We start from the raw sequence: 16,307 nt of genomic DNA on the forward strand, positions 1-16,307 counted from the left end.
TTTTTAGCCCTGAGGGACAGAGAGTTTTAACAATGCAGTTTACTAAGTGGTTCATCGCCCTTCCCCTTGCCGTCACCGCCTTATCCGGCTGCTCTTTATTAGAGCGCTTGGTGTATCGAATCGATATCAATCAGGGTAACTATGTCGATCAACAATCGGTTGATCAGCTCAAGTTTGGCATGAGTAAAGAACAAGTTCGTTTTGTTCTCGGCTCACCTATGCTGGTTGAAAATGGATATCCAGATACTTGGTATTACATTTATCACCACACCCAAGGCCATAACGATCCCGTACAGAAAAACCTGATCGTGAAATTTAATGACGGTGGCAAACTTGTTAATGTCGCGGGAGATTTCCCTGCTGGCGATTCTTTCTTCGAAGGCGTCAACTAAGCGCACTTTGCTGAGTAAAAAAGAAAAGGCTTTCACAAGCCTTTTCTTTTTTGGTATTGATTCTTCAGCCATTACATTAACTTTGATTAGCGGCCGCTTTGGCTTGCTCCGCACGTTTACGGCGAATCTCTTTCGGATCAGCCAATAATGGGCGATAAATCTCAATCCGATCTTTATCTCGCACCTTAGCATCCAACTTCACATTCCGGCTAAAAATACCCACTTTATTGACCGTCAGATCAATCTCAGGGTACATCTGCAAAATGCCTGAGGTACGGATGATCTCTTCCACCGTTGCCGATTGCTCAACCACCAGCTTGAGTACACGTTGCTCATGCGGTAGCGCATACACCACTTCAACATGAATCATTTCACTGCTCATCATCACTCTCCATACACCTGTTTTGCTCGGCGAGTAAACGCATTCACCATATTGCTGGTCAATTCATTAAAAATTTTGCCAAACGCCAACTCAATCATCTTGCTGGAAAACTCAAACTCCAAACGCAGCTCAACTTTACACGCAGCTTCATCCAACGGAGTGAAAAACCATCCACCGCGCAGCGTTTTAAAAGGCCCATCCACCAAGCTCATGGCAATCGACACCCCAGGCGTCAATTGATTCGAGGTGGTAAACGTCTTACTGATCCCCGCTTTTGAAACATCCACCGATGCCACCATATGTGCCTCACTCTGCTCCAGCACACGCGAACCCGAACAACCGGGTAAAAACTCAGGATAGCGCACCACATCATTGACCAAATGAAACATCTGCTCTGCACTAAACGAGACCAAGGCAGAACGACTCACTTGTTTCATTTTCACTCCTTACCACGACTCAAACAGCTTGGGAAAACGGATTGTACTTTCATCCCCCCAGCACCTCAAGCCATCAGGCTCGCACAACACAATACAGCGCTTGAGTCATCGCGCAGATAACCGTATGCTACGGCAAACAAAAGCGTTTCCTAACCGCTGACCAATCCGTATAATGCGCCCACTATGACAAAAAAGAAAACCAATACCAAAGCGGGTAGCAACACTATCGCGCTGAACAAAAAAGCTCGCCACGAATACTTCATCGAAGATGAATTTGAAGCTGGCATGGAGCTACAAGGCTGGGAAGTCAAATCACTTCGCCAAGGTAAAGCCAACATTGCAGAAAGCTACGTCTACATTAAAGATGGCGAAGCGTTCATTTCCGGTATGACCATCATTCCGTTGCAGCAAGCCTCTACTCACGTGGTAGCCAACCCTACCCGTATCCGCAAGCTGCTACTTTCACGCCGCGAGCTGGACAACCTGTTTGGCCGCATCAACCGTGAAGGGATGACACTAACCGCATTGTCACTCTACTGGTCTCGTTCGTGGGTCAAAATCAAAATTGGCGTTGCGAAAGGTAAGAAACTGCACGACAAACGTGAAGATCTGAAAGAAAAAGAGTGGCAACGTCAAAAAGATCGAGTGATGAAGAGCGCATTGCGCTAATAGTAACCACTTGAAAAATGGGAGCTAGACAGATGCACGTATTCTGGTACTATGCACCCGTTACCTCTGGGGCTGATTCAGGATTCGACGGGAATTTTGCAGTCTGAGGTGCATGCCGAGGTGCGGTAGGCCTCGTTAACAAACCGCAAAAAAATAGTCGCAAACGACGAAAACTACGCACTAGCAGCTTAATACCCTGCTCAGAGCCCTTCCTCCCTAGCTTCCGCTTGTAAGACGGGGAAATCAGGAAGGTCAAACCAAATCAAGCTGGCGTGGATTCCCCCACCTGAGGGATGAAGCGCGAGATCCAATTCAGGTTAGCCATTCGTTAGCGTGTCGGTTCGCAGGCGGTGGTGAAATTAAAGATCGACTAAGCATGTAGTACCAAAGATGAATGGTTTTCGGACGGGGGTTCAACTCCCCCCAGCTCCACCAAATCATAGTTTAAAGACGTCTCCGGACGTCTTTTTTCTTATATCAAACAATTAAAAATCAACAACTTAGCATTCATAACTATTCCACAAGATTCCATAGCAGCTTTGATTTTTAGGTACACTAAAAGGTACACTGATTTTATCGTGTTAATCTGGTGTATCCATCATGGCAAAAAAACATAAGCAAGCGATCTCACTGCCAATTGCACACCGCCGGCTAACTATCCACTTCGCGCCAGAGTGGGTATTTGAGCGCTTGACTGACCGAGTGATACCAATCAGAAATTTGCTTTTGAAATAAATCCGACAAGCTATTTTGCTCATCTTGATCTACATGATATTTGAACTTGGATGAACCTCGTTTGGTAATTCTAATCAATGACTCAATCAATATGACAGTTATCCGATAGCTAACTTAGCCGCTTGTTGCCACATAAAGTGCGGCATAGGCTCTCTCAACTGCCAAGTAATGCTCATCGGTTGTGAACCTGTATGCGATACATAGTCAACTTCACCATAATTCACAAAACCCATAGTGCGACCGTATTCATCTTTGCTTTGTTCACGCACAAATAAAAATAGTCGCTTGCCCGTTTCTTGATGCTGGATGTACTCCAAGCCACGCCCCTTATCGGGTCGTGCACTATTTTGCGACTGCCAATGAAAGAGATGTTCGTTAATAGCGTAATCGTGATACATGGTGGTTGGCGAAAACTGCTTTTCGTTTTTGTCCAAGGTGACAAACATCAGTTCAATATTTTGATCTTTAAGCACAAACACACCTTCGCGTGCTGGAGGTTGGCGCTCAAACGTGGTCGCTCCAAATGCCACCAATATTTGCTCACGCGCATAACGTGCATGCAGCCTCAATGCGACCTCTGGCAAAGCCTGCATTGTTGGTTGCTCATGCTTGGTTTGTGCGAGCTGCCAATTCACAACATCCAGTAACTCTGCTTTTAACTCGCAAGTATTCAGTTTCGCTAAGCTCTGTTCAATGGAATCAAAACCGCACTCTGGCCCTGTTTTTTGCCAGAAATCGTAATGACACATTAAAGCATAACGATGACTCGAATCTTCTATTGCGAAGTTGTTATGGCAAAGCTGTTTTAAGAAACTTAAATAGGCATGATCATCACAAGTCAAAATTCGGCTATGTACGGCTTTTTTAAGCATGTTCAGCAATTTTGCATCTAGATTATTTTCGTTGATTTCATCTTTGGCTTGCTGAACCAACTGCGCCCAACTCCCTCGCTTATAAAGCTCATTCAAGTCGATGTGAGGATTTAAAGTTAAGAAATTCGACAAGGTTAACGGCAGTGTGGAATGCTGAGGATATTGGCGGATCATCGCGACTAGGCGTTTCAACGTTAATGAGGCTTGACGAATATTGCTCAGTACCATTTCTTGCGTGCGCTTACTCAACTCAATGCGACAACCCAGTGGCGCGTGAGGGAACCCTTGCTTTATTTCTTCGCTGATCGCGCTATGGCTTTTACCCACTAAAGCTCTAAATTTATTGGCAAAATCATATTCAGGCCGTGAGTTGCCAACAAAATCCAACACAGTACAGCACTCTTTTCCGTCAGCTAAACGCAAACCTCGGCCAAGCTGTTGCAAGAAAATCGTGAGGCTTTCTGTCGGGCGCAAAAACAATAAGGTATCCACTTCGGGAATATCGACACCTTCATTGAAGATATCGACCACACAAAGCATGTTAATACTGCCAGAACGAATCGCTTGCTGCTTTTGTTGCCGCTCGTGGCTGTTATCACTGGTCAACACATCCGCTTTAATGCCTTTTAATAAGAGTTGCCGTGCCATGTAACTCGCATGTTCTTTGCTCACACAAAAGGCCAATGCTTTCATTTTGCCTATATCAGTGATGATCTCCTGCATACTCAGCAAAATCTTGTCAAAGCGGACTTGGTTGTGGGTATAAAGATTGGTTAACTGAGCGATGTCATAGCGCCCACGACTCCAAGGAATGGTTCGAAGGTCGGTATCATCATCAATTCCAAAATACTGAAATGGGCAAAGGTGACGACGATTAATAGCTTCCGGTAAACGAATTTCAGCGGCAATCACACCACCAAAATCCGTTAAAATATCACCGCCATCATGTCGCTCTGGCGTGGCAGTCAGGCCGAGTAATATCGCAGGGGAAAAATGCTCCAGCACTGCGCGATAACTAGTCGCAGCAATATGATGCACCTCATCAATCACAATGTAATCATAATAGTCAGCCGTTAGGTTAAACTGTTCCAGCTGATTGTTCAGGGTTTGGATAGAAACAAACAGCTGCCGATAATGCTCTGGCGTATGCCCGCCGACCCACAACTCACCAAAAGCACTATTACGCAATACGCCACGATATGCCGCTCTGGCTTGTTTTAATATTTCTTCTCGGTGCGCGACAAACAGGAACTTAGCTTGCGGTTTTTCTTTGATAAAACGGGCAAAGTCAAAAGCTGAAATAAGGGTTTTTCCGGTACCCGTTGCCGCCACCACTAAATTGCGAAAGCGCTGATGCACACTGCGTTCAACGGCCAATTGCTCCAATATGTCACTCTGATGCGGAAACGGCGAAATATCAAAGAAATGCGTGGGATTAGCCTCAAAATCTCCGCGCTGCTGGTTCAAGGCTTTTTTGAGCTTTTCGCTACTTGTTACATCGCCACTAAAGTGTTCAAAATCATGAGAAGCCCAATAGGTTTCAAAGGTGCTCAATGATTTATTGATAATGTGTGGGATTTCTTGCGAAGTAATTTTTAAATTCCATTCTAAGCCATTGGTTAACGCCGAATGGGAAAGATTGGAAGAACCGATATAACCAGTGTGATAACCCGTGTTGCGTAAAAATAGATAGCTCTTTGCATGTAAACGCTCCCGCTCAGTGTTATAACTCAGCTTCACCTCGGTATTCGGTAGGCCAGCCAAATATTCCACCGCTTTCGCGTCAGTCGCCCCCATATATGAGGTAGTAATGATTTTTAACTCGCGACCGCTAGCAGTAAACTCTTCTAACTCTTTACGAAAAATTCGTATCCCTGCCCACTTAATAAATGACACTAACCAGTAGATTTTATCCGCAGACAAGATCTCCCGCTTTAATTCAGATTCGAGCGACAACCCTGCATTACTGCCACAAAACAGCTCGCTTTGGCTTAATCCTGTTAGTGGAAAAATGTCGTTAATATAATTTTTTAAATCGGCTGAGACAGGATTTTCGAGCTCATAGAGCGCGGTCAGAATTTTACCCTGACTGGCAAGCAAATTGTCTTCGATAAAATCGTTATCTTGAATTTGTGTTTTTAGCCAGAGTAACAATTGGTTAGATAAAGCAATCTGCTGTTGTAGGCGATCATCGTTAGAGGGGACTGACTCAATCGCATACTCAAGAATGTGTGATAGGAAACGAGATAACCACGTCGATGCTTCACTACTATTGAGCTCACGCTCGCCCACATAGAATCGTTCTCGGTCAATGCGACTCTCGATAAGCTGCGTTATAAGCTGCTCATAAATTCCGACTTGTTGCATGCTGCTCCTTTATTTTCATAGCTGGATTAACATCAAGATTGATTAATATTACCGTATTTCCATTAATCCATTTTGTGTTCTTTACATTTCCACTAGTTGTCTTTATCTCATTTTTTCAATGTTCTCAACATATTAGCCCACGCCAGTTTAACTCATTCAGCAACTGCTCCACGAATACCATACCAATCACACAAAGTTTTGGCTTAGCAATGCCCATTCTTATCTCTGAGTGGCTTTCATAAACAACTGTGTTTGAACATAGTCAACCAGCTTATCAGCCAAGAATTGTGGAACTAGATGAATTTCCCTCTACCGTAATCCTGCCCAACACCTGCTTACAATTAACCCAATCCGCCGCCATCAATGGGCTTGAGTCAAACCGCTTCATTCGTATACTGGGCGCTCAATCACTAGGAAGTTGTTTGTATGAAATCCAACCAAAGCTTACTCAGTAATGTTCTGATCAACATTGTTATTCCAGTGGTGATTTTGAGCAAAATGAGCGGTGAAGATAACCTTGGCCCAACGTGGGCATTGGTGGCCGCGTTAGCCTTTCCCCTGCTGTTTGGGGTTTACAGCTTTATTCAAGAGCGCAAAGTCAATTTTTACTCGGCGCTCGGCATGATTAGCGTGTTGCTCACCGGTGGCATTGGCTTGCTGCAACTCGACCCTGCTTATATAGCCATTAAAGAAGCGGCGATTCCGGGGCTGATTTTTGTGATTCTGGTGGTCAGTAATCTGATTGGTTATCCGCTAGTGCGTAAAATGCTGCTCAATGAAGATATTGTCGATCACGACAAGCTGCACAGCGCGTTAAGCACGCCAGAGAAGAAGGCGGAATTTGAGCGTCGGGTGAATGTCAGCTCTTATCTGATTGCGTTTTCGTTTTTTGTGTCGGCCGTGCTCAACTATGGCTTGGCAAAGTGGATTGTCAAAAGCCCTGCGGGTACAGAAGCCTTTAACGAAGAGATTGGTAAGATGACGGCGCTGAGCTTTCCGGTGATTTCACTGCCGGTGACGATTTTGATGATGGGCGCGCTGTTCTATCTGTTTAGAAGCCTTTCCAGCATCACAGGTCATAAGATGGAAGATTTTCTGCGCAGCAAGTAATCGCTTCGCTTTAATCCATCAAGATCAAAAAAGGGCTCAACTGAGCCCTTTTGTTTTATTGCAAGTCTTACTCGCCTGCGAACTGCGCCACCATATCACGCGCGACCGCTTCCGCAACTTTGATGCCGTCAATCCCTGCTGACAAAATACCGCCCGCATAACCCGCGCCTTCACCAGCTGGGTAGAAGCCTTTGAGGTTGATGCTTTGGAAATCTTTGCCGCGCTTGATGCACACCGGAGATGAAGTACGCGTTTCCACGCCAGTCAGCAAGCCATCTTCCGAGGCAAAGCCTTTGATTTGGCGATCAAACGCTGGAATCGCTTCACGAATCGCTTCTACCGCAAAGGCAGGCAGCGCTTTGGAAAGGTCGGTAAGCTTGATGCCCGGAGTGAAAGAAGGCTGTACATCGCCCAGTTCACTAGGGTTACGGCCTTTCAGGAAATCACCGATTTTCTGCGCAGGCGCATCGTAAGTTTCACCGCCCAGTTTATAAGCGTTAGCTTCCAGCTCACGTTGCAGACGAATGCCCGCCAGCGGATCGCCTGGGTAATCTTGCTCTGGCGAAATGCCGACCACAATTGCGCTGTTAGCGTTACGCTCAGCACGCGAATATTGGCTCATGCCGTTGGTGACAACGCGCCCTTCTTCAGACGTTGCTGCCACCACTGTACCGCCCGGACACATACAGAAGCTGTACACGGTGCGGCCATTTTTACAATGGTGTACCAGTTTGTAGTCTGCCGCGCCCAAAATCGGGTGCCCCGCACTGGGTCCAAAGCGCGCTTCATCAATCATGGATTGCTTGTGCTCAATGCGAAAACCGACCGAGAAAGGCTTGGCTTCCATGTACACACCACGCGCATGCAGCATCTCAAAGGTATCACGCGCACTGTGGCCGACCGCGAGCACCACGTGACGAGATTGGATCTCTTCACCGTTGGATAGCGTCACGCCGGTGATTTGACCATCTTGCATGTGGATATCGTCAACGCGGGTGCTAAAGCGAATTTCGCCACCCAGTTCGATGATTTTTGCGCGCATTTTTTCAATCATGGTCACCAGTTTAAAGGTACCGATGTGCGGCTTACTCACATATAAAATTTCTTCTGGCGCGCCTGCTTCAACAAACTCGGTGATCACTTTACGGCCGTAGAAGTTAGGGTCTTTGACTTGGCTGTACAACTTACCATCGGAAAACGTACCTGCACCGCCTTCACCAAACTGCACGTTAGATTCGGTATTCAGAGTACGCTTACGCCAAAAGCCGAAGGTATCTTTGGTACGCTCACGCACCTCTTTGCCGCGCTCAACAATGATCGGGTTAAAGCCCATTTGCGCCAACACTAAGCCAGCAAACAGGCCACAAGGACCAAAACCAATCACCAGTGGACGCTCAGGTAGGTTCTCAGGTGCTTTGGCGACAAATTTGTAGGACATATCCGGCGTTGGGCGCACGTGCTGATCTTTGCTGAACTTGGCGAGCAGTTTTTCTGGGTTCGCCACTTCCACATCAACGGTGTAAATCAGTTGGATATCGCTTTTTTTACGAGCATCGTAGCCACGTCTAAACAGAGTGAAAGAGAGGACTTGCTGAGCAGGAATTTTCAACTTGGCAGCAATGGCATCAAGCAGCGCGCCTTCCTCATGGTTGAGGGGCAGCTTAAGTTCAGTTAAACGTATCATGGGATGTCTCGTGGGTCATGGGTGTCTTAGCCTCACCACTGGCGTGGCGGCTCACAATGGCGCGCATTTTACGAGAATTCGCTTTCTCTGTCATATTAAAAGCTCAGATCAGGCTGGAAATAGCCACCATCGAAACAGCTTGGGTTGAATTTTAGCGGCGGCGCAGTATCATCCCCGTTCTTGATTTTTGCGTACACTGTAGGTGTACGAAACGGCTAACTAGATAGAGCGAATTGTCATGGCTTTTGTCGTCACCGATAACTGTATCCAATGTAAATACACCGACTGTGTGGCGGTATGCCCCGCGGATGCGTTCCATGAAGGGCCGAACTTTATGGTGATCAACCCGATTGAGTGCATCGACTGTGGGCTGTGTGTGCCGGAATGTACCGCGCAAGCCATTTTTCAGGAAGATGAATTGGTGGGTGACCAACGGATTTTTATTGAGCTCAACGCTGAGTTGGCGGAGCATTGGCCAAATCTGACCGAAGTGAAACCGGCCATGGAAGACGCCGCAAAGTGGGATGGCGTGCCAAACAAACTGGATATGCTGGAGAAGTAAACCCCAGCCGCGAACTTGAGCGTGCAGTGCATTAAGACAAAACATAGAGATGAAAAAAGCGTCGGACAATCCGACGCTTTTTGGTTTTAGGGATATTCGTTTTAGGTAAATGGATTAACTATGCTGACGGCGAATATTATCGAGAATGATCCCCGTTGCCATCGCGACATTGAGTGACTCTGCGCCACCAAAGGCTGGTATGGTGATTTTGTCTGTCACGTACTGCGCCGCTTGCTCGCGAATACCGTGTGATTCACTGCCCATCAGCAAAATGCCTTCGGCTTGAAAAGCGGTTTGATGCACGCTCACCCCTTCCAAAAATGCACCGTACACAGGCAAATTCGCCTTGGCTAAGTAGTCAGGTAAATCCACTTGGCTGACTTGTACGCGGCCAAAGCTGCCCATCGTGGCGCTGATGGTTTTCGGGTTATACGGGTCGGCGCAATCTTGGCTGGCGATGATGTGCGAAATGCCATACCAATCCGCTACCCGAATAATGGTGCCCAAGTTACCGGGGTCGGAAACGCCATCCAACGCAATCATCAACCCTTGTGCTTTAGGCACCTCGATATATGGGATCGCCACCACCGCAATCGCGGCGTTGTTGCTCACCAAGGTGCTGACTTTGGTTAAATCATCCAAGGTCGCTTCAATACACTCAAAACCCGCTAAGGCTTGTGCGTGCTCGGCGAGAAACTCGGCGGTCGCAAAAATGTGTTGTACTTTCAGCGTGCTGTTGATCAGCTCTAGGACGTTTTTCTCGCCCTGAACCAGAAATAAGCCGTGCGCTTTGCGCTGTTTCTTCTGCCCTAAAGCGCGAATCAATTTGAGTTGGGTTTTCGAAATCATGGTGCTGTCCGAGATAAATGCCGGCGAATTATAGTGCAAAGCCCCTACGAGCTAAAGGGGCGCGTAGGAGAAGCCATCAAACCAACACAATCACAGCTTTCGATTGCCAAGGGCTAGGCTTGAGCAAACTCGCCTAACGCTTGTAATGCCTGCTGCGCTTTCTCTTTTTGCACGAAAATATGGTCGTGGTAATAACCTGCAATCACATTGGCACTGATGCCATGCTCAGCAAGCTTAGTGGCAAACGCGGCGGTTAACCCGACTGCTTCCAAACTGGAATGCACAGTTAAGGTGATCAAACTAAACAACGCGCTGCTCTCCAGCCCTGCTTGCTGCGCCTTTTCAGCTTCCAACACTAACGTCAACCCTTCTGGCTCACGAAAAGTGGCGATAGGCTCTAAAGATAAATAGTCACTCAATGTCCCATTGACTGTGCAGAACACGTAATCGCCCGCCATCAGCTCTGGCGACATGGATTGCAACAACAATTCTAAGTTTTTGATTCCTGACATTTTTCCTCACTTACTCTCTAGATCTTTTGCTTGGCAGGCAGGATAGAAAAGCTCGCATCATAAGTATATGGAATATTTTTAATCCATAATCAGTTCTACTAATACTTGTGGCATTAAGCCCTGTTATACCGAAACTACTTGGAGTTGCAGGTAGACGGCAAGTAAGTTCATCCCCATGAGCATAGATAAACGATGTGATTGGGGTGAACGAACGTAGCCAACACCACTGCAGCTTCAAATAGGAAGGGGATATTCAGACAATCATAACTGCGTGATTTAAGAAAAATGCAATAAAAAGCCCTGCTATCGAGGCAGGGCAGTATGAAAAATGGAATAACCGGTAAGCTTAGTGACGCACTTTAAATAACTGCACCAATTCGTAAATAAGCCAAGTGGCGGCCAATAAATCGGCGCTGCCGCCGGGGCTTAAGTGTTTTTCAATCAGCGCGCTATCAAGCGCGGTGAGGGCTTGTTCGATTTCTTGATATAAAAAGCCACCTTGGGCGAGCAGTTGCTGCGCTTGTTCTTGCACAAAATGTAGCCCTTCTAACCCACCCCGTGAAACAAGATTGCTGTCGTTATTGTTGGCCATCAACACCAATAAGGTATGCCACAAGGCTTGCTCGGTGCTGGCACCTTTGGTTAAACAGGCTTGGTAGGCTGGCAGCGCATGTTGCATCACCATCGCAAGGCCTGAAGCAGCTTCACCGCGTGCGCCAGTCAAACCATACTGGCGATAAATGCGCTCGCCTGCGGTTTCAGGTTCACAATCACGCTTGGCTTTTAGCTCATCGATAACCAAAAACTGGCACGCTTGGCGAATGGTTTCACCTATATGCTGCGCATCGATTTTGAGTTGATTGGCTTTAAGCCACCCCACCGAGCCGCAAATAAGCCCCAAGATGAAAATCATCCCTTTGTGGGTATTCACCCCTTGTGTGGCCGCAAACATAGCTTGCTCAGCTTCTATGCCAATCGGGCGTAAGGCGCTCAGTAGCTGAGCTGCCGGATTTCCCGCACTCTCCCAACCAGCACTGACAAAAGAGTGCAGATAAGGCGCGATCGCCTCGGCGCTGGCGATAAAAGTGTTGAGATCCATATCGCGGTGCGCGCCATTATTGGCGGTATCCACCAAACCCGGTTTAGGGGTGAGATGCACCTCCAACATCATGGCATGGTAGGCCAGATGCCCCACTAAGCGGGGCAGGCTGAAGGTCTTTGAACCTGAAGAGGAAGACGCTTGGCTAGGCAGTTCAAACAGCAGATCAAGCGCAGCAGGAATAGTCATGCGTCATCTCCTCAATTTTTGCCAGCAAAGCTTCGACACTGTGCCGCCGTGAGCGAGCACAGATCACCGCATCGCGTTCACACAGCAGGCAGCGCCGTCTTGGCAACTGCGCACCTTGGCGCGAAATAATATGTCCATCGACATCAATCACATCCAGATCCATCAGTCGCCCCAGCGGGTGCTCGCGTTCAATCTTCATCATGGCTTTTTTCAACATGCTGGCCGATGGAACCTGAATCACCACAAAGGCTTCCGGCCCGGTTTTTTCCACCAGCAACTGACAAGCCACTTGCCGCCAACCCGTTTGCTGACACAGTTCTTGAATGGCACGCATACCTGCATCCATCACGGTTTGGCTGGCAGCGTTGAGCTTAACCGCGCCCGGCATGTTAACCGTGAAAGAAACCAGAGGCAGTGAATGGCGTTTTAGCCACTCACCTTGTTGCCGAACCCGCACTTCTTTACGCAGAAGGAGCTGGTCCAGACTGACTGAAAGATCCGGATGGTGACTCATAGGCTTTTTACCTGCTTGATAACATCAATGATCGAACCGTCACGGTAGTGAACAAAGGCAACGGTTTTGTCTTCAAATTGCAACGGCTGGGGTTTGCCCGTCAGCAACTCGGCACGCTGTTGCAACGCTTCAATCTCGACAACGGGCAGTTGCGCCGCGATGAAATGTGCTTTCAGTTCGGGACGATTAGGGTTAACCGCGATACCTTGATCCGTCACCAACACATCGATGGTGGATCCTGGGGTGATGACGTTAGTGACCTTCTCGACCACGGTCGGAATGCGGCCACGTACCAAAGGCGCCACAATAATCGATAAGTTTGCCGCCGCCGCCGTGTCGCAGTGGCCGCCGGATGCACCGCGAATTACCCCATCAGAGCCGGTGATCACGTTAACGTTAAACTGGGTATCAATCTCCAGCGCACTCAAGATAACCACATCCAGCCTATCCACCGCCGCCCCTTTCGAGCTTGGGTTGGCGTATTCGTTAGCAGAGATTTCCAGATGATGCGGATTGCGCGCTAACGAGCCCGCCGCCACCGAATCGAAACACTGCACATCGAGCAAGTAATCAATCAGCCCCTGCTCATGCATGTCGACCATGGTTGCGGTGATACCACCGAGAGCGAAAGAAGCGCGAATGTCTTGGCGCAGCATCTTCTCTTTCAAAAAGCGCGCAACCGCGAGCGATGCACCGCCCGAACCAGTCTGCATTGAAAAACCATCATAGAAATAGCCAGAATGCTCGATGACTTCTGCAGCGCGTTTGGCAATCAACAGCTCGCGTGGGTTGGTGGTCATGCGCGTGGCATCCCCACCGATTTTGCTTGGGTCGCCCACTTCGGCTACTTGCACCACCGCATCAACACGATCTTGAGTAATCGATGCAGGGAAATTCGGGAAACCGACGATCGCTTCGGTCAGCATCACCACTTTTTCAGCGTGTTCGGCATCGACTTTGGCATAACCGAGTGAGCCACAATTGGATTTGCCTTTAAAGCCGTTAGCGTTGCCAAATTCATCGCAACAAGGCACACCAATAAATGCCATGTCGATGTACAGCTCACCGCTTTGGATCAAATGCACACGACCACCGTGCGAGTGAATATGTACTGGCTCATCAAGCAGGCCGTTAGAAATGCTGTCAGCCAGCGCTCCACGGATCCCTGAGGTGTAAATCTTGCTCACTACGCCGTTTTTGATGTGTTCAATCAAAGGCGAATGACAAGAGGTGAGCGAGCTTGAGGCGAGCGTGAGGTTTTTAATCCCCAATTCAGCAATCACCTCCATCACCAGATTGACGGTTTTATCGCCGCCACGAAACGCATGGTGGAAAGAGATGGTCATGCCATCTTTTAAGCCAAGATCAACAATCGCTTCGCGGATCGAGCTTTTCACTTTGCGGCTTTTTTTCGCTTGCTCATCGTGCAGATGCGGCGTGATCGCGTGCGCTTGGGTGTAAGGCGTCAACGCGTAGCGTTCCACTTCCAGCACAGACAGAGGGTTATTTAATGTATTGATACTCATGAGATGACCTTTAGTGTTTGATGCCGGATTCAGCACGTTGCAGTGTCCAACGTGCGCGTTCGATGATGGGGCCATCGACCATTTTGCCGTTAAGGGAAACCACGCCTAGCCCTTTCGCCGCGGCTTCTTCAGCGGCTTCGATGACTGCGATGGCGTGATCGACCTCTTTTTGCGTTGGAGCAAACACGTTGTGCAGCAAGTCAATCTGGCGCGGGTTAATCAGTGATTTGCCATCAAAGCCAAGCTGTTTGATGTGCTCCGCTTCACGCAAAAATCCCTCTTCGTTATTGGCATCGGAATAGACGGTATCAAACGCCATGATCCCGGCAGCACGCGCCGCTTGCAGAATGGAGCAGCGTGCAAACAGCAGCTCAATCCCTTCCGCTGAACGCTGCGTGCGCAGATCGCGCACATAGTCTTCCGCGCCAAGCGCAATCCCAATCAGGCGGCGTGAGCTAAAGGCAATCTCAACCGCGTTGTTGATGCCTTGCGCGCTTTCAATCGCGGCCAACATACGCGTGCTACCCACTTCACGTCCGCATTCACGCTCGATCTGCTCGATGACTTTTTCCATCTCAATCACATCGTTGGCGTTATCGGTTTTCGGCAGACGCACCACTTTGGCTCCGCCGCGCACCACGGCATTAAGGTCTTTGATGCCGAATTCAGAATCGAGCGGATTGACCCGCACCACGGTTTCCATCTCTTGGTACATAGGGTGTTGCAGCGCATGGAACACCAACATCCGCGCGGTGTCTTTTTCACGCAGCGCGACCGAGTCTTCCAGATCGAACATGATCGAATCAGGTTGATAGATAAAGGTGTTGCTGAGCATGGCGGCATTCGCGCCCGGCACAAATAACATACTGCGACGAAGTTTGGTCATGATAGTTGGCTCCACTCAATGTTCTGAACATCACAAGCGCGCATCACCGCCGCCTGTACGCGCGCGCGGATCACACAATCCAGTGCGCCTTTGTCTTCGATGGTGACCAGCGCATCGTGCACTTGCATCGCATCGAGAGTGTGCAGCACGACCTGACGAATCGCATGACCAAATTGCTGTTCGACGGTACTGTCTAACACCAGTTCAATACCGCCATCGTTATTGGGTTCAATCCGAACCTGAAGATCACTGGATTCCAGTGTTCCCGCAAAGGCGGGATGGGCAATTTTCATGGGTACAACCTTGTTAATGAGTTATTGGATAAAACAGTGTCAGCACCGCGCTCATACCGCTAACAGTTGCGGTGCGGTCTGTAGCGAATGTTCCACATAGTGCTGGCAAAGGTAGGAATAGGTCGTTTTCGGCACGAGATCGGCAATCGCAGCAACGCCAAATTGTTTGAGCAAGTAACGCACGCGCGATGCGGAGATCGGCTGCGAGGCTTGTTGACTGCGCTCAATTTCAACGACTTGGATCGGCGCACTAACATCGTGCTCTTCTTCCAACCAGCGGCGCATGGCTTGGTTGTAGTGACGCGTCACCGTACAAATCGGCTCACTGCCGACAAAGCGGTGCGTAATGCCAAGGGCAGGCGCGATAGAATGGCGAAAAATACTTAAATCCAGCGCGGTATGGGATTGATTGACCACTTGCTGATCTTTAATAAAATAACTGGGGAAGGTCGCGCGTGAAATAATATAATCTGATCCGGAATGAATAGTTAAATTCAATAAATGTTTACTACCCGCCTTAATCATGGCCATGCGATCAGCGTAAGAAAAATCTTTATTCTCTGCTTTTACAACAAATAAATGCACCCAGTCACATTGTTCACAGGCTTGTTCAATTAAATATTGATGACCTAGGGTAAATGGATTGGCATTCATCACGATACTGCCAATTTTACGCCCAGACATTTTTAATAACTGCAACTGTTTGCAATAAACAGAAAGGCGATTAGGGCTATTTTCTAATAAAGCAATATGCGGTTCGACTTTATCGACCAAGAAAAAACCACACTGTCTAAATAAATCAATATTGGCTGGCTTAGTAAATAGAAAGAGTGAAAAACGCCCCATTTCATAAGCGAAGTTGGTTAATTCGGTCATCAGTTTGAGCGCAAAACCAGTGCCTTGCAGCGCAGGAGAAACCGCGATGGACTTCAATACATGCCCTGCAATTCCACCGCAAGCGATGATTTGGTTTGTGCCATAAGCCACCACAAAATGCTCTACATCGTCATCCACGGTCAACTGATGCTGGCAGAGAAACTCTTTGATCTGCAATAGCTTGGTTCGATTCTTGGTTGAAACTCGCGAGAAGGTATAAATATCCACCATGGTCGGCTTCCTCACCTATTTTTTCTGGCTTTATTATCTAAATTCAGCCTAAAAGGTTTAATGAGGGTAATCACTTTATTTCCCGCCGTTAACGCTCTTTATGGTTTTAATGAATTTAACTC

General features: G+C 48.1%; 16 protein-coding genes and 1 other RNA gene. 5 read left to right on the forward strand and 12 right to left on the reverse strand.

The features are described from left to right. Nucleotides 1-32: 32 nt before the first annotated feature. Nucleotides 33-392, forward strand: coding sequence for an outer membrane protein assembly factor BamE (gene bamE, locus EPB59_RS08830; protein WP_001160912.1), 360 nt, complete (start codon nt 33-35; stop codon nt 390-392). Nucleotides 393-468: 76 nt separating this feature from the next. Here bamE and EPB59_RS08835 read toward each other — a convergent pair whose 3' ends face one another. Together EPB59_RS08835 and EPB59_RS08840 are read right to left on the reverse strand one after the other, a co-directional pair. Next, nucleotides 469-774 carry an RnfH family protein gene (locus EPB59_RS08835; protein WP_001929603.1) on the reverse strand — a complete coding sequence of 102 codons (306 nt, stop codon included), beginning with the start codon at nt 772-774 and terminating at the stop codon, nt 469-471. Between the two features lie 2 nt (nt 775-776). Then, nucleotides 777-1,211, reverse strand: coding sequence for an SRPBCC family protein (locus EPB59_RS08840; RefSeq protein ID WP_000815882.1), 435 nt, complete (start codon nt 1,209-1,211; stop codon nt 777-779). A 183-nt stretch (nt 1,212-1,394) separates the two neighbouring features. Between EPB59_RS08840 and smpB the strand changes: the two genes are divergently transcribed. Continuing rightward, a complete protein-coding gene (gene smpB / locus EPB59_RS08845; protein WP_000162689.1) occupies nt 1,395-1,880 on the forward strand; it encodes an SsrA-binding protein SmpB in 486 nt (161 codons plus the stop codon). Between the two features lie 68 nt (nt 1,881-1,948). Then, nucleotides 1,949-2,315, forward strand: a transfer-messenger RNA (tmRNA) gene (gene ssrA, locus EPB59_RS08850). A gap of 398 nt (nt 2,316-2,713) precedes the next feature. Here the strand turns inward: ssrA and EPB59_RS08855 are convergent. Beyond that, the gene (locus tag EPB59_RS08855) at nt 2,714-5,854 is read right to left on the reverse strand and encodes a DUF3427 domain-containing protein (protein ID WP_154172401.1); all 3,141 of its coding nucleotides are present in this window, start codon (nt 5,852-5,854) and stop codon (nt 2,714-2,716) included. 426 nt (nt 5,855-6,280) lie between these two features. On the opposite strand from EPB59_RS08855, the gene EPB59_RS08865 reads away from it, so the two are divergent. Further along, nucleotides 6,281-6,964: a VC0807 family protein gene (locus EPB59_RS08865; protein WP_000841479.1), complete on the forward strand. Its 684-nt coding sequence runs from the start codon at nt 6,281-6,283 to the stop codon at nt 6,962-6,964. A gap of 67 nt (nt 6,965-7,031) precedes the next feature. Here EPB59_RS08865 and EPB59_RS08870 read toward each other — a convergent pair whose 3' ends face one another. Continuing rightward, nucleotides 7,032-8,648: an NAD(P)/FAD-dependent oxidoreductase gene (locus EPB59_RS08870; RefSeq protein ID WP_142629531.1), complete on the reverse strand. Its 1,617-nt coding sequence runs from the start codon at nt 8,646-8,648 to the stop codon at nt 7,032-7,034. Nucleotides 8,649-8,886: 238 nt separating this feature from the next. Between EPB59_RS08870 and fdxA the strand changes: the two genes are divergently transcribed. Next, nucleotides 8,887-9,210, forward strand: coding sequence for a ferredoxin FdxA (gene fdxA, locus EPB59_RS08875; protein WP_000896327.1), 324 nt, complete (start codon nt 8,887-8,889; stop codon nt 9,208-9,210). Between the two features lie 114 nt (nt 9,211-9,324). On the opposite strand, the gene EPB59_RS08880 is transcribed toward fdxA, so the two are convergent. From EPB59_RS08880 to citC, 8 genes are all read right to left on the reverse strand, one after another. Next, nucleotides 9,325-10,059, reverse strand: a complete 735-nt coding sequence (locus EPB59_RS08880; RefSeq protein WP_195706968.1) for a TrmH family RNA methyltransferase — start codon at nt 10,057-10,059, stop codon at nt 9,325-9,327. A gap of 113 nt (nt 10,060-10,172) precedes the next feature. Further along, complete coding sequence (locus EPB59_RS08885) at nt 10,173-10,571, reverse strand: ACT domain-containing protein (RefSeq protein ID WP_154172405.1); 399 nt, start codon at nt 10,569-10,571, stop codon at nt 10,173-10,175. 346 nt (nt 10,572-10,917) lie between these two features. Then, nucleotides 10,918-11,859 (reverse strand): triphosphoribosyl-dephospho-CoA synthase CitG, encoded by a 942-nt coding sequence (gene citG / locus EPB59_RS08890; RefSeq protein ID WP_154172407.1) that lies wholly within the window; start codon nt 11,857-11,859, stop codon nt 10,918-10,920. Further along, entirely contained in the window at nt 11,837-12,373 is a 537-nt protein-coding gene (citX, locus tag EPB59_RS08895; protein ID WP_033930749.1) for a citrate lyase holo-[acyl-carrier protein] synthase, read from the reverse strand. Before citX ends, citG begins: the two co-directional genes overlap by 23 nt. After that, nucleotides 12,370-13,899, reverse strand: coding sequence for a citrate lyase subunit alpha (citF, locus tag EPB59_RS08900; RefSeq protein ID WP_154172408.1), 1,530 nt, complete (start codon nt 13,897-13,899; stop codon nt 12,370-12,372). Before citF ends, citX begins: the two co-directional genes overlap by 4 nt. A 10-nt stretch (nt 13,900-13,909) precedes the next feature. Continuing rightward, on the reverse strand, nt 13,910-14,785 hold the full coding sequence (citE, locus tag EPB59_RS08905; RefSeq protein ID WP_000164137.1) for a citrate (pro-3S)-lyase subunit beta: 876 nt from the start codon (nt 14,783-14,785) through the stop codon (nt 13,910-13,912). After that, on the reverse strand, nt 14,782-15,078 hold the full coding sequence (citD, locus tag EPB59_RS08910) for a citrate lyase acyl carrier protein (protein ID WP_000684014.1): 297 nt from the start codon (nt 15,076-15,078) through the stop codon (nt 14,782-14,784). The genes citE and citD overlap by 4 nt, the downstream gene beginning before the upstream one ends. Nucleotides 15,079-15,129: 51 nt before the next feature. Further along, nucleotides 15,130-16,185, reverse strand: a complete 1,056-nt coding sequence (gene citC / locus EPB59_RS08915) for a [citrate (pro-3S)-lyase] ligase (protein ID WP_176467357.1) — start codon at nt 16,183-16,185, stop codon at nt 15,130-15,132. Between the last annotated feature and the right edge of the window lie 122 nt (nt 16,186-16,307).

The organism is Vibrio metoecus, assembly GCF_009665255.1.
GTDB classification, from domain to species: domain Bacteria; phylum Pseudomonadota; class Gammaproteobacteria; order Enterobacterales; family Vibrionaceae; genus Vibrio; species Vibrio metoecus_B.

What these genes read in the sequence shown, in the direction of transcription:
- EPB59_RS08885 (WP_154172405.1), bottom strand. Translation starts at nt 10,571, where the DNA reads ATGTCAGGAATCAAAAACTTAGAATTGTTGTTGCAATCCATGTCGCCA.
- EPB59_RS08840 (WP_000815882.1), bottom strand. Translation starts at nt 1,211, where the DNA reads ATGAAACAAGTGAGTCGTTCTGCCTTGGTCTCGTTTAGTGCAGAGCAG.
- citE (WP_000164137.1), bottom strand. Translation starts at nt 14,785, where the DNA reads ATGACCAAACTTCGTCGCAGTATGTTATTTGTGCCGGGCGCGAATGCC.
- citX (WP_033930749.1), bottom strand. Translation starts at nt 12,373, where the DNA reads ATGAGTCACCATCCGGATCTTTCAGTCAGTCTGGACCAGCTCCTTCTG.
- bamE (WP_001160912.1), top strand. Translation starts at nt 33, where the DNA reads ATGCAGTTTACTAAGTGGTTCATCGCCCTTCCCCTTGCCGTCACCGCC.
- citG (WP_154172407.1), bottom strand. Translation starts at nt 11,859, where the DNA reads ATGACTATTCCTGCTGCGCTTGATCTGCTGTTTGAACTGCCTAGCCAA.
- EPB59_RS08855 (WP_154172401.1), bottom strand. Translation starts at nt 5,854, where the DNA reads ATGCAACAAGTCGGAATTTATGAGCAGCTTATAACGCAGCTTATCGAG.
- citF (WP_154172408.1), bottom strand. Translation starts at nt 13,899, where the DNA reads ATGAGTATCAATACATTAAATAACCCTCTGTCTGTGCTGGAAGTGGAA.
- EPB59_RS08870 (WP_142629531.1), bottom strand. Translation starts at nt 8,648, where the DNA reads ATGATACGTTTAACTGAACTTAAGCTGCCCCTCAACCATGAGGAAGGC.
- EPB59_RS08835 (WP_001929603.1), bottom strand. Translation starts at nt 774, where the DNA reads ATGAGCAGTGAAATGATTCATGTTGAAGTGGTGTATGCGCTACCGCAT.
- fdxA (WP_000896327.1), top strand. Translation starts at nt 8,887, where the DNA reads ATGGCTTTTGTCGTCACCGATAACTGTATCCAATGTAAATACACCGAC.
- citD (WP_000684014.1), bottom strand. Translation starts at nt 15,078, where the DNA reads ATGAAAATTGCCCATCCCGCCTTTGCGGGAACACTGGAATCCAGTGAT.
- EPB59_RS08865 (WP_000841479.1), top strand. Translation starts at nt 6,281, where the DNA reads ATGAAATCCAACCAAAGCTTACTCAGTAATGTTCTGATCAACATTGTT.
- EPB59_RS08880 (WP_195706968.1), bottom strand. Translation starts at nt 10,059, where the DNA reads ATGATTTCGAAAACCCAACTCAAATTGATTCGCGCTTTAGGGCAGAAG.
- smpB (WP_000162689.1), top strand. Translation starts at nt 1,395, where the DNA reads ATGACAAAAAAGAAAACCAATACCAAAGCGGGTAGCAACACTATCGCG.
- citC (WP_176467357.1), bottom strand. Translation starts at nt 16,185, where the DNA reads ATGGTGGATATTTATACCTTCTCGCGAGTTTCAACCAAGAATCGAACC.